We start from the raw sequence: 11018 nt of genomic DNA, 5'->3' as shown, positions 1-11018 counted from the left end.
AGCTCGGCATCCTGGTGAGGAACCGCCTAAAACGTATGCAGTACCGACCCGAACTTTGTGCGGGATTCCTCGCCCGCACCGGCCTGGACCTCAAACTACCGTAACCCCAACAGTTGAAGTCCTCTAGTGGTAACGACCGAGGCATGGGTGACATCGAGGCGGAGGTTGCCGGGCCCTTCCAGAAGGTGGGCTCCGAACTGACCGGTATACCGGGGGCCGGCGAGATCGACGACCCGCTTGTCAGCTCCCTCAACAAGGCATGGTGCGCCTTCTCATGGTCGACGTGCGACGGACGGCAGGAGTTGAGAGCGCTTCGAGCACCCCAAAGTCGCTGTCAGCTGAGGTGACTCAGGATCGCCATGGCGAAGTTGGTGGCCAGGACGGGAGCAGCGGGCCCGGGAGCATTCCCTCCGAAGGGCGAGACCATGAGCCGGAAGGACTGGCCGGAACCGACTGAGACGAATGCGATGCACATTCCTTTGCCGCGGCTCGTCGGGGTGCCGAGCAGCGCTCGGTGCCCCGAAATCTCCTCGGCGGTGAGGTTCTGGAATCTTTTGTCCTTGGTCATGTCGGTCGAGGGATAGGGGGTGAAGGACACCATGCCGCCTCGCGCTCCCCATTCGCATGACTTGGGGTTGTTCTGAAGGTCCTCTTCCCTGCCTTCGATGAAGATGCCGAGGTCGCCGGGACCGGCGTCCTTCGGATCGATGGCCCGGCAGGGATGCTCCACGAGCTCGGCGAGCGTACGGGCGGCGGCCGATGGTGAGCTCGCCGGTGTCGCGGCACTGCTGCCGGCGGATGGAGTGCGGGTTCCGGACGCCTTCGCCGGCGGACGGTCGTCGTCCGTGCCGCATCCGACCACAGCGGCCAGCATCATGACCAACGCCACCGCGCTTGCTGAAACGCGTTCTACTGGATTAGCCGTGAACGGTCCCGGGCCTGTGGGGCTCATGCCGTGACCGTAGGTGCGGGAAAGCGGGACCGGTCCCGGCGGAGCTGGAATGGCCCCCTGCTTGCCACGGCGAGTAGGGGGTGTATCGGGTAGGCATGCGGACGCCGCACGGCAGGGGGCGGTTCGCCATTACAGCGTCTCCCGTTGTTTGAACGTCGACTCTTGCGTGGGGGTTTGCCCTGCACCGAGTGTGTGACGGAAAAGACCAAAGATCACGGCGCCGGAATGACAGAGGACCCTTACGCCGAAAGGTTGCCGGTCGCTCCCCAGCTTCGGGTCTTGCGAGTACCCGATGACACTGATGAGTTCGGGGTTTCCGCCGTTGGCCAGCAGTGCGGCAAGGTGCCGCTCCAACTCCGCTGTGGGCACCTTCCCGGTTACGGGAACGTCCGGGACGTCGACCGGTGCGGGCGCCTCGCCGGTGATGATCTTCTCTTCGTCGCCGCCGTCGCCCGTGGGGGGCGCTGTCCGTACCCACTGGACGTGGATCGCCGCACCATTGGCGAGGGTGATGCGGCTACAGCGGGGATCCCCGTCCAGCGACTCAACGCCTGTGACCGCCGCGCTCTTGGCGTCGTTGAGCGTCTGTTCCGCCCACGGTTGCCACCGGTTGAGCTTCATCTGTGCTCCCGTCCACCGTCTCACCCGTGTACACCGGCCAAGGCCGTGACCCACAGTATGGATGTGATCACCGTGCCACGGGACGGACTTTGCCGCGCCGGTGCCCCTGGACGGTTCTGGTTTATGGGGGTGTCGCGGGGAGAGGTTGCGGTGAGGGTCAGAGGAGGTCAGGTGAAGGCGCGGGTGGCGTTCGTCCTTGGTGGCGGCGGGGTGCTCGGTGCGCACGAGGTCGGCATGTTGCGGGCGCTGGAGGAGGCGGGCGTCCGTCCCGATCTCGTTGTCGGGACGTCCATCGGCGCGCTGAACGGGGTGTTCGTGGCCGCCGACCCGGACACCGCCGTTGAGCGGCTCACCCGTATGTGGTCGGACGACTCCGTCCGCGACGTGCTCGGCGCCCATGTCTGGGCGCGGCTGTGGACGCTGGCCCGCTCCGGTACCCACCTGCACTCCAACGAGCCGCTCCGCCGGACGCTGGACGAGCTGCTGAAGGCCCCGCGGTTCGAGGAACTGGCCGTCCCGTTCCAGTGCGTCGCCGCCTGCATCGAGACGGCGATGGCGCACTGGTTCTCCGGAGGGCCGATCATCCCGGCCGTGCTGGCGTCCTGTGCGGCGCCGGGGCTGCTCCCGCCCGTCCGCGTCGCCGATCGGCACTATTTCGACGGCGGGCTCGTCCACAGCATCCCCGTCGGACGCGCCGTCGCGCTGGGCGCCACCACGATCTATGTTCTGCATGTGGGCCGCATCGAGCGCGACCTGGCGCCCCCGCGCCGCCCCTGGGAGGTCGGCATGGTCGCGTTCGAGATCGCGCGGCGGCACCGCTTCTTCGAGGAGATGGCGGCGCTGCCGGACGGGCTCACGGTGCACGTCCTGCCCGCCGGGGGCCGGCCGCGGAAGGCCGGCGTCGACCTGGCGCAGATGCGCTACCGCAGCACCTCCGGCATCGCCGCCCATATCGAGGGCGCCTACCGGGCTTCCCTGAGGTATCTCGACGAGCGGACGTGACATGCTGCCACCCCCCATCGTGCGCCGCGTCCTCTGCACGCCGCTGCTGTTCGCGCTGACCGTGCTGGTGATCGCCGTGTTCCCCTTCGCGTACGCGGTCTCGCTGGTCGCCGGGCGACGCGGCCGGGCCATGCGCCTGCTCTGGTTCGCCCTCACCTGGGGGACGCTGGAGTCCGCTGCCGTCCTCGCGTGCGGCTGGCTGTGGTGCCGCCGCCGCACCCGCGACGACCGGCACTACGACGTCATCCGCCGCTACGTCGCCGGCCTGTACCGGGTCGCGCAGCGCGAGCTGGGCCTGCGGATCCGGATCGAGGGTGGCTGGGACGGTCCGGCGGGCGACCGTCCCGTGATCGTCCTGAGCCGGCACGCCGGGCCGGGCGACGCGCTGCTGCTCGTCCACCATCTGCTCGCCGACTTCCGCCGCCGCCCCCGGCTCGTGATGAAGGCGCAGCTCCAGCTCGACCCGTGCATCGACATCGTCGCCAACCGCCTGCCGAACGTCTTCGTCTCGCCCGCTGGCGGCGCCACCGGCGAGATCGGGCGGCTCGCCGGTGACCTCGGCCCCCGCGACGCGCTGGTGATCTTCCCCGAGGGCGGCAACTTCACCCCGGAGCGCCGCCGCCGCGCGATCCGCAGGCTGACCCGCCTGCGCCGCTGGCGGGAGGCGTCCCGCGCCGCCGGGATGCGCCACCTGATGCCGCCCCGCTCCGGCGGCGTCATCGCCGCGCTCACCGCCGCCCCGTCCGCCGACGTGGTGTTCGTCGCGCACGTCGGCCTCGATCACATGACCTCCGCCGCCGAGGTGTGGCGCCGCGTCCCGCTCACGGGCGTGGTCCAGGCCCGCTGGTGGCGCATCCCGTCCGAGGACGTCCCCCGCTCCGAGGACGCGCAGATCGACTGGCTGTACACGCAGTGGGAGCTGGCCGACGCCTGGATAGCCGCCCGCCGCGGCTAGGGTCATGGCATGACAGAGGGGACGGTACGGGTCGATCTGTGGCTGTGGTCGGTGCGCCTGCTGAAGACCCGCTCGATGGCGACCACGGCCTGCCGGGCGGGCCACGTCCGCGTGAACGACGAGCGGGCCAAGCCCGCCACGACCGTCCGTCCGGGCGACGAGATCCGGCTGCGCCATGACGGCCGGGAGCGCATCGTCATCGTCCAGCGCATCGTCCGCAAGCGCGTCGGGGCGTCCGTCGCGGCCGAATGCCTGATCGACAAGAGCCCGCCGCCCCCGCCCCGCGAGGCCCTGATCCCCATCGGACGCCGCGACCGCGGCGCCGGCCGTCCCACCAAACGGGACCGCCGCGAACTTGACCGCCTCCGCGCCCTCGACCAGAGCCGCGCCGCCCACAACCTCACCGAGGACGAATAGCGCCGCCCTCCACGACGAGACCGTGACCGTGATGGTCGACGAGCACGGCTGCCTGCGGGGGAGTGCCGCGTTCACCGATGAGCGGCCAGCACCGCCGCGAAACCTTCTTGCAGGTCTTTGACGAAATACTCGGGAACCTCCAGCGACGGGAAATGTCCCCCGCTTTCGGGCGACCTCCATCGGACGATCTGTCGGTACCGCTCCTGTGCCCAGGGGCGCGGACACTTCTCGATGTCGCGGGGATACATACTGATCGCCGACGGGACGTCGACCCGGAGTTCGGGATCCAGCGAGTTATGGCTTTCGTAGTAGATGCGGGCCGCCGATGCGCCGGTCCGCGTCAGCCAATAGAGGGTGACATCGTCAAGAATGCTGTCTCTGGAAATCGTCTCGAACGGGCTGTCTTCGGTGTCTGACCACTCGGCGAACTTGTCAAGGATCCAGGCAAGGAGTCCGACCGGTGAGTCGACGAGCGAGTAGCCGATGGTCTGCGGTCGGGTGGCCTGCTGCTTCGCGTACGCCGCGCGGTAGCGCCAGAAATCGCGGGTCTCCTCGGTCCACTTGCGCTCGACCGCCGTCAGCCCGTCCGTTGTCAACCCGGGCGGTGCCTCCGCGAACGTTGTGTGGATGCCGATAACGTGCGCCGGGAATCTGCCACCGAGAACCGTGGTGATATTACCTCCCCAGTCGCCGCCGTGGGCTGCGAACTTGCTGTAGCCGAGCCTTCCCATCAGTTCCACCCATGCGGCTGCGATCTTTTCGGTTCCCCACCCGGTGGCGGCCGGCTTGTCGCTGTAACCAAAGCCTGGCAGCGACGGAACCACCACGTGGAACGCCGGCGCGTCCGCATCCTTCGGATCTGCCAGCTCGTCTACTACATCGATGAACTCGGCAATGCTGCCTGGCCAGCCGTGCGTCAAGATCAAAGGAGTGGCATCCGCGCGCGAGGATCGGCGGTGCAGGAAGTGAATTCCTAGGCCATCAATGGTCGTGCGGAACTGACCGATACGGTTAAGGTGCTCTTCGAACGACCGCCACTTGTACCCGGTGCGCCAGTAGTTCACGACATCGACCAGGTCGGCGAGAGGAACGCCCTGTTCCCATCGGCGAGGGTCGGGCGCGGCGCGATAGACCGTCTCGGCCTCCGGTAGCCGCGCCGCGGCTAGTCGCGCGTGCAGATCGTCGAGGTCAGCGTCAGTTGCGTGGGCTTCAAATGCTTGCACGTCGCTGGTTGGACGGGGCATGAGACCCTCCTGGCCATCGCGGAACCGCCTAAGACGGTTCTAGCATGTCATCATGTCAGCTGCAACCGGCTAAGGTGGTTCCATGCGTGCTGGGTTCCCTGACTTTCGCCTGGGCAACGTGCTAGCGACCAGCTTCACTGCGACCGTGACGGAGCGTAACGGCAATGCCGTGGAACGTATTCCCACGCCGCACCGACTTGTCGACTGGCTGGCAGTGAACGGCCTCGCTGTGGACTCCTGCACCACTGCCCAGCTCGACCTCGCTCGGGAACTGAGGGAGTCGATTCACCTCGCCGCGACAGCGGCCGCGATCCACGACGCTCTCCCTGCATCTGCTGTCCAAGTCATCAACGACTGCAGCGCTGAGGGTCGGGCCGCTGCGATCCTGACGCCCGAGGGTAAGCGGCAATGGAGGCTCAGCTCGGCCTCTTGCGTGGAAGATGCCCTCAGTGTGATCGCCGCCGATGCGATCAGCATCATTGCAGGCGAACGAGACGGAAGATTGGCCTTGTGTGCATCACCGACCTGCCAAGCCGCATTCTTCGACACCAGCCAAAGTCGCACCCGCAAATGGTGTGACATGAACACGTGCGGGAATCGTCAGAAGAAAGCGCGCTTCAATGCCAACCAGCGCAAACATCCCAGATCGCCGGAGTGATCGTTACGCTCGGTACATTCATGTGGACCCTGCACCTGCGACACATCTGTCGCGTTGGGTGCGTCCCAAATGGCCTATACGGGAACTTGAAGCAACTCCCTAGGTGACACGATCAGGTGCGCCGTAGCAGTCTCCGGCCCGTACGGACGGTCAGTGGCACCGCTCGTTCGTCCCGACGATGCCGACGCTGATCACCGAGGGCCCGCGTACCCACTCCGACCAGGAGAGGTCTGTACCGACGCTGAGGTCGTAAAGCGCCAGCTTGTACCGGAACTCCCAGTCAGCCGAGGAGGGGTGCATCGCCTCGTTGATCACCGGGGTCCAGAGCTCCCGCAGCCAGCCCACCGCTTCCTCTGGTGAGGAGTGCGTGGCGCGGATCAGTCGCGGGTTCTTCTTCAGCCAGTTCCGCACGACACTCGGCGTGACCTCCGAGGAGTCGTTGTGCCGGGCCGAGTCGTCGCCCCAGTCTTTCCCGGCTCCACGCCAGGTGTAGCAGTGCCAGTGCAGCCCCAGCTCCATCCACCGGCCCGAGGGGGTGTCGACGATGGAGTCCCAGTCAACAGCGCCAACCATGGGGGCAGGCTCCCACGCACCGGGGCCCGTCTGCTGGGAAACGGAGTCCTGCGGTCGCGCCGCTAGGTGTACTGCCTGAGAGGTTGGTGGCGCGGCTGGCGGGTGGGTGGCCGCCCAGCGCGGTGTGTGCTCGGTGATGGTTGTAGGTGTGCAGCCAGGGGTCAAGTGCGGCGCGGCGTTGGGTTTCTGAGGTGTAGGGGTGGGCGTAGGCCCATTCTTGGAGCAGGGTGCGGTGGAAGCGTTCGACTTTGCCGTTGGTCTGGGGGCGGTGGGGGCGGGTGCGTTTGTGGGCGATGCCGGCGTGGGCGAGGATGTCGCGCCAGGCGTGCGAGCGGTGGCAGGGGCCGTTGTCGGTCGGTACTCGGCGTACGGTGATGCCGGCGTTGGTGAAGTAGGCGTGGGCGCGTTGCCAGAACGCCACCGCTGACTGGTGGGTCTCATCGGGCAGGATCTGGGTGTAGGCCAGGCGGGAGTGGTCGTCGATGGCGGTGTGCAGGTAGCCGTAGCCCAGCAGGGGTTTGCCGCCGGAGCGGCGGGCGCCGGTGTCGGTGCGTTGGCTGTTGCGGCGGCCGGCGGCGCGGCCGTGCACTTTGTGGCCGCCGCCGTCGGGGATGTTGCCCAGTTTCTTGATGTCGATGTGGATCAGATCGCCGGGCGCATCGTGTTCGTAGCGGCGGGCGGTCCGGCGGATCGGGCGTCCGGTGGTCTGGTCCAGGTGGGTCAGGGGCGGGCAGTGGTGGCGGGTCAGGACGCGGTGCACGGTGGAGGCGGGCAGGCCCAGCCGGGCGGCGATGCGGGCCGGCCCGAGCCGGGCGGTGACGCGGAGTTTGCCGATCCGCCGTTCGGTGCGGCGGGGGGTGCGGGCCGGGTGGTGGTGTGGGCGGCTGGACCGGTCGGCCATCCCGGCCGGGCCCAGCTGCCGGTAGCGGTCGGCCCAGCGTTTGGCGGTGGTGACCGATACCTGGAACCGCTCGGCCGCCCGCCGCAACGGCCAGCCCTGCTCTGCCACACACCGGGCCGGCTCCAACCGCCCGGCGGGCGCGAGTTTGGCGTTAGCGTGGACCATGAGGACCTCCAGGACGAGATGTGCATGTGTTGTGGTGACACACACCTCGCCAGGAGGTCCTCACTCATTTCAAGCCCATCAAGCCGTGTCGCCGTCACCAACGTCCATGGTCAGTACACCTAGGCACGATGGCTACACGCGTTCTCGCATGCGCCCGCGTCTGAGTCCGCAACTCCTCGTCCACCGGCAGGCCCAAGCCCCGGAAGAACTCGGCGGTCCCCTTCACCGCCGCACCGCCGTCCTTAGCGCCGTCGTCGGGCACGTGGTGCAGGTAGTGACCGATGGTGAAGGCTCCGAGCGGAACCGAGTCGGAGCGTCGAAAGGCGCCCGTTGAAGGGAGCGCGCACCGCGCAGAGCGGGGCGCAAACCCAGACTCCCCGGCCCCGCGGCCCTTCACATGACCGGGTTATCCGGGGAATCCAACCAGATGCGTTGTCCGTCCGCTGTCACCGTGACCCCGTAGCGGGACGCTTCCGGCTTACCGGCCGCCGCCCATCGTGTTTCGGTGTCCCGGATCGCCTGTTGCTGGAGCCGCTGACTGCGCATGGGCATGAACCAGGCCGGAGCACCGAACCGACCTTCCGCCGTACCGTCTGCCCTCACCTCAAGCGCCGCCAACGGCTCATCCGGATGGAACGACGCCACCCACGGAACCAGGATCAGCCCGCCCGCCCCTAACTGCTCCACCCACGCGTACGGCACCTCACGCACAGCGGCGGTCACGATGATCCTGTCGTAAGGAGCGTTGTGGCGGTATCCCCGCATGCCATCACCGGTCACCACCGTAACCGGATACCCGGCGTCCTCCAGTGCCCGCCTGGCATGATCGGCCAACGACGGGTCAACCTCCACCGTCGTGACGTTCTCCGCACCGGTCAGCTCAGCAAGCAACGCGGCGTTGTAGCCAGTCCCCGTCCCGACCTCCAGCACCCGCATACCGGGACGCAGGGCCAGCGCGTCGAGCATCTTCGCCATGATGTGCGGCGCGCTGCTCGAACTCGTCGGCCACACCCCTCGCTCGGTGGCCCCATCGTCCACCTGAGTGACCACCGAGCGTTCCGACGCGACCTCTTCCCGCCAGCCGTCTGGATCGTCCTGACGACGAAGCGGCCTCAACCAGGCCGGTACCCTCCACCGGCACCCAGATCGTGTCAGGAATGAACAGCTCACGACGAACAACTCCGAGAACATCAGCCGCCGACATCACACCTTCCCGACCCGTTGCAGCCGCTGCCGACTCCCTGGCTTCCGCCCCTCACTCATTGTCGCTGCCTCTACACAATCGGCAACAGACTCACAGAATCGGCCGGGCATCGGCCCCGGAGCCTGTCTCCCCAGGAGGTTTCGGGGCCGCTCTCGCTGTCCGGCGGACCGCGCCCGATCTCCGCTACAGAATTCGGGGGTCTCACGCTCGGACGGCGCTCCCGCCCATGGACGCCGGGGGGACATCCACGGACGGGACCCACACGGCCACCGGTTGCGATTCCCGACCGTGTGAGGCGTCCCGAAGCCGGGTCGCGGCTTGCTCTCGCGTGAACTCAGAGATCGAGCTGAGCAGCGCGAGGGCGCCCTTCGCGCCCCGCATCTGGAACCACCGCTGGGCGGCAAGGACGGCTCCCACGCCACGCGTTCGTGCAACTTCGAGCATCTCCCTTGACCCTGTCAATGAGGGTGAGTGAGTCTCAAGAGAAGACATGGAGGTCAAACAACATGGGGAAATACCCGGGCAAGGACTCCGACCTGACCTTAACCTTTCACACCAAGGACCCCGACTCCGGCCACGGTAAGGAATGCGAGACGTTCTACACCACAGATCTTGAGAGCTGGATCGTCCAAGGCAAGAAGCGTGGACCGAACGTTCGTGCTCAGCTCGCGAATCTTGCGGAAGACGAGACGTTCTTGGAGATATCGGATAGGACGATGGCCGCTTTCGTTCAAAGGTATGTCAAGGAGCGCTATGGAATCGACCTCAACTGAACGCCGGGATGAGCTGTTCGATACAGCCCGCGATATCCGCAAGATCGAGCTCGCCGACTACTATCGAGCGGACGAAGAAACATTCAGTGCATGGAAGCAAGGCAGGAAAGTTGATCTGGAGGGGTGGCGGAATGACCTCCGCCAGATGACGGACGCGGGGCGGACTTGGCAGCGGATCAAGATCGTGTCAGAACCTCTTTCCGATTACCAGAAGATGTCGTTGGAGATCGCTGTTCCCGAGGAAGATCTGCGATGGCTTCCACGCCGCCTAGTGTCTGCCGTTCCGTTGCCAGGAAACGATTGTTTCATATTTGATTCCAAGATCGTCGCCTTCAATGTACTGGACGGAACCGGGAACAGGACTGAAATCCAACTCACCGAGGACGCGCAGATCGTACGCTTCTGCGTTGAAGCTTTCAGTCGTGCCTGGGGACTGGCAATCCCGAACGGTAGATACAACCCCTGATGCAGCCGTCACAAGCAGCCAAGAAAGCGTTTGCTATTAGACTAAAGGATCTGCGAAAGAACGCCGGACTTAGCGGTGTCGCACTCGCGAAAACGGCGGGATGGCACAAGACGAAGGTGTCGAAGATCGAACATGCGACCACGGCGCCCTCTGAGGAGGATATCCGGGCATGGGCTAGAGCCTGCGGTGTAGAAGCGCTAATCCCTGAACTGGTGGCTGAGGCGCGTCAGGTCGAAGCAATGTGGACGGAATGGCGACGGGTCCTCGCAATGAGGCAACCGGCTCTGCAACTGTCCGCAATACGTGAATACGAGAACACGCAACTCCTGAGGATCTACGAGCCCCTGATCATCCCTGGAATCATCCAGACTTTTGACTATGCAAAGGCAATGTTCATCGTGAATGCAAGGATTCACGGGTTGCCTCTGGAGGACGTTGACGAAGCCGCCCGCAACCGGCTGGCCCGCCAGTATCTTGTCACGGAGGGAAGAGGGACATACAGTCTCATTCTCGAAGCGGCGGCCCTGCGGATCGTTTATGGCGATGCGCAGACCATGTCAGCGCAATTGGACTTTATCGAGGATCTAACCGCGCAGCCGAACTTCGCACTGGGAATCATTCCATTCTATACGCCGAGGCGGCAACTGGCAGGTGACGGATTCTACCTCTTTGATGAAGCAGAGGTTAGGCAAGAATTCTGGCCAGGAGCCTACTCGTCAAAGCGCCCCGAAGATACCATGTATTTCGGCCGGATGTTCAACATGCTCAGGGAGCACGCCGTCTATGGAGACCAGGCCAGGCGAGAGATCGCATCGGCTCGGGATGGCCTACACGGGGAACTAGAAGCAACTCCCTAGACGAATGAATAGGTGCGTCATAACGTCGAATGGCACTCGTTGAAGGGAACGCACCGTGGGCAAGCATGACCGTGACGTCGAAAAGAACGGTCAGGAGAAGGGTCAATGCCATTTAGTTAGGCAGCTGGACTGAAGAGGTAGATTTCTGGCGGGCGCGGGTGTCGCACTCCATGGTCCGTAGATTTCTTCACGCGGAAAGAATTGTGACGCTGGCGTTTGACCACCCGTGG

The 11018-nt window shown here is 65.7% G+C and carries 12 protein-coding genes and 1 pseudogene; 7 read left to right on the top strand and 6 right to left on the bottom strand.

The window, feature by feature from the left end:
* Positions 1 to 334: 334 nt before the first annotated feature.
* A complete protein-coding gene (locus E1298_RS37205; protein ID WP_131901842.1) occupies positions 335 to 952 on the bottom strand; it encodes a DUF3558 domain-containing protein in 618 nt (205 codons plus the stop codon).
* 129 nt (positions 953 to 1081) lie between these two features.
* Positions 1082 to 1573 carry a hypothetical protein gene (locus tag E1298_RS37200; RefSeq protein ID WP_131901840.1) on the bottom strand — a complete coding sequence of 164 codons (492 nt, stop codon included), beginning with the start codon at positions 1571 to 1573 and terminating at the stop codon, positions 1082 to 1084.
* A 171-nt stretch (positions 1574 to 1744) separates the two neighbouring features.
* Between E1298_RS37200 and E1298_RS37195 the strand changes: the two genes are divergently transcribed.
* Genes E1298_RS37195 through E1298_RS37185 form a run of 3 tightly spaced genes read left to right on the top strand, consistent with a single transcriptional unit; the run spans position 1745 to position 3947 of the window.
* A complete protein-coding gene (locus tag E1298_RS37195) occupies positions 1745 to 2575 on the top strand; it encodes a patatin-like phospholipase family protein (protein WP_243726039.1) in 831 nt (276 codons plus the stop codon).
* Between the two features lies 1 nt (position 2576).
* Positions 2577 to 3530 (top strand): 1-acyl-sn-glycerol-3-phosphate acyltransferase, encoded by a 954-nt coding sequence (locus tag E1298_RS37190; protein ID WP_131901837.1) that lies wholly within the window; start codon positions 2577 to 2579, stop codon positions 3528 to 3530.
* Between the two features lie 9 nt (positions 3531 to 3539).
* Positions 3540 to 3947 carry an RNA-binding S4 domain-containing protein gene (locus E1298_RS37185; RefSeq protein ID WP_131901835.1) on the top strand — a complete coding sequence of 136 codons (408 nt, stop codon included), beginning with the start codon at positions 3540 to 3542 and terminating at the stop codon, positions 3945 to 3947.
* Between the two features lie 71 nt (positions 3948 to 4018).
* Here E1298_RS37185 and E1298_RS37180 read toward each other — a convergent pair whose 3' ends face one another.
* Positions 4019 to 5191, bottom strand: coding sequence for an epoxide hydrolase family protein (locus tag E1298_RS37180; protein WP_131901833.1), 1173 nt, complete (start codon positions 5189 to 5191; stop codon positions 4019 to 4021).
* A gap of 82 nt (positions 5192 to 5273) precedes the next feature.
* Here E1298_RS37180 and E1298_RS37175 point away from each other — a divergent pair, with 82 nt between their 5' ends.
* The gene (locus E1298_RS37175) at positions 5274 to 5849 is read left to right on the top strand and encodes a CGNR zinc finger domain-containing protein (protein ID WP_131901831.1); all 576 of its coding nucleotides are present in this window, start codon (positions 5274 to 5276) and stop codon (positions 5847 to 5849) included.
* A 150-nt stretch (positions 5850 to 5999) separates the two neighbouring features.
* Here the strand turns inward: E1298_RS37175 and E1298_RS37170 are convergent, their stop codons facing one another.
* The 3 genes and pseudogenes from E1298_RS37170 to E1298_RS37160 all read right to left on the bottom strand — a co-directional run bounded on the left by E1298_RS37170 (position 6000) and on the right by E1298_RS37160 (position 8454).
* On the bottom strand, positions 6000 to 6422 hold the full coding sequence (locus E1298_RS37170) for a hypothetical protein (RefSeq protein WP_131901829.1): 423 nt from the start codon (positions 6420 to 6422) through the stop codon (positions 6000 to 6002).
* 73 nt (positions 6423 to 6495) lie between these two features.
* Positions 6496 to 7488, bottom strand: a pseudogene (locus E1298_RS37165) (IS481 family transposase); the annotation flags it as partial.
* 393 nt (positions 7489 to 7881) lie between these two features.
* On the bottom strand, positions 7882 to 8454 hold the full coding sequence (locus E1298_RS37160) for a methyltransferase domain-containing protein (protein ID WP_243726038.1): 573 nt from the start codon (positions 8452 to 8454) through the stop codon (positions 7882 to 7884).
* Positions 8455 to 9198: 744 nt separating this feature from the next.
* On the opposite strand from E1298_RS37160, the gene E1298_RS37155 reads away from it, so the two are divergent.
* The 3 genes from E1298_RS37155 to E1298_RS37145 are packed head-to-tail and all read left to right on the top strand — an operon-like array spanning position 9199 to position 10788.
* Entirely contained in the window at positions 9199 to 9465 is a 267-nt protein-coding gene (locus tag E1298_RS37155; RefSeq protein ID WP_131901827.1) for a hypothetical protein, read from the top strand.
* Positions 9446 to 9931, top strand: a complete 486-nt coding sequence (locus E1298_RS37150) for a DUF6879 family protein (RefSeq protein ID WP_131901825.1) — start codon at positions 9446 to 9448, stop codon at positions 9929 to 9931. The genes E1298_RS37155 and E1298_RS37150 overlap by 20 nt, the downstream gene beginning before the upstream one ends.
* Complete coding sequence (locus E1298_RS37145; RefSeq protein WP_131901823.1) at positions 9931 to 10788, top strand: helix-turn-helix domain-containing protein; 858 nt, start codon at positions 9931 to 9933, stop codon at positions 10786 to 10788. Before E1298_RS37150 ends, E1298_RS37145 begins: the two co-directional genes overlap by 1 nt.
* Positions 10789 to 11018: the final 230 nt, after the last annotated feature.

This window comes from Actinomadura rubrisoli (assembly GCF_004349215.1).
Lineage (GTDB): Bacteria > Actinomycetota > Actinomycetes > Streptosporangiales > Streptosporangiaceae > Spirillospora > Spirillospora rubrisoli.
Note: the sequence above shows the minus strand (reverse complement) of the source record. Positions and strands in the feature narration are given on the sequence as shown.

Excerpts from the sequence above, each read along its gene's own strand:
- E1298_RS37200 (WP_131901840.1), bottom strand. The coding sequence starts at position 1,573 with ATGAAGCTCAACCGGTGGCAACCGTGGGCGGAACAGACGCTCAACGAC.
- E1298_RS37175 (WP_131901831.1), top strand. The coding sequence starts at position 5,274 with ATGCGTGCTGGGTTCCCTGACTTTCGCCTGGGCAACGTGCTAGCGACC.
- E1298_RS37180 (WP_131901833.1), bottom strand. The coding sequence starts at position 5,191 with ATGCCCCGTCCAACCAGCGACGTGCAAGCATTTGAAGCCCACGCAACT.
- E1298_RS37170 (WP_131901829.1), bottom strand. The coding sequence starts at position 6,422 with ATGGTTGGCGCTGTTGACTGGGACTCCATCGTCGACACCCCCTCGGGC.
- E1298_RS37190 (WP_131901837.1), top strand. The coding sequence starts at position 2,577 with ATGCTGCCACCCCCCATCGTGCGCCGCGTCCTCTGCACGCCGCTGCTG.
- E1298_RS37185 (WP_131901835.1), top strand. The coding sequence starts at position 3,540 with ATGACAGAGGGGACGGTACGGGTCGATCTGTGGCTGTGGTCGGTGCGC.
- E1298_RS37150 (WP_131901825.1), top strand. The coding sequence starts at position 9,446 with ATGGAATCGACCTCAACTGAACGCCGGGATGAGCTGTTCGATACAGCC.
- E1298_RS37155 (WP_131901827.1), top strand. The coding sequence starts at position 9,199 with ATGGGGAAATACCCGGGCAAGGACTCCGACCTGACCTTAACCTTTCAC.
- E1298_RS37160 (WP_243726038.1), bottom strand. The coding sequence starts at position 8,454 with ATGCTCGACGCGCTGGCCCTGCGTCCCGGTATGCGGGTGCTGGAGGTC.
- E1298_RS37145 (WP_131901823.1), top strand. The coding sequence starts at position 9,931 with ATGCAGCCGTCACAAGCAGCCAAGAAAGCGTTTGCTATTAGACTAAAG.
- E1298_RS37205 (WP_131901842.1), bottom strand. The coding sequence starts at position 952 with ATGAGCCCCACAGGCCCGGGACCGTTCACGGCTAATCCAGTAGAACGC.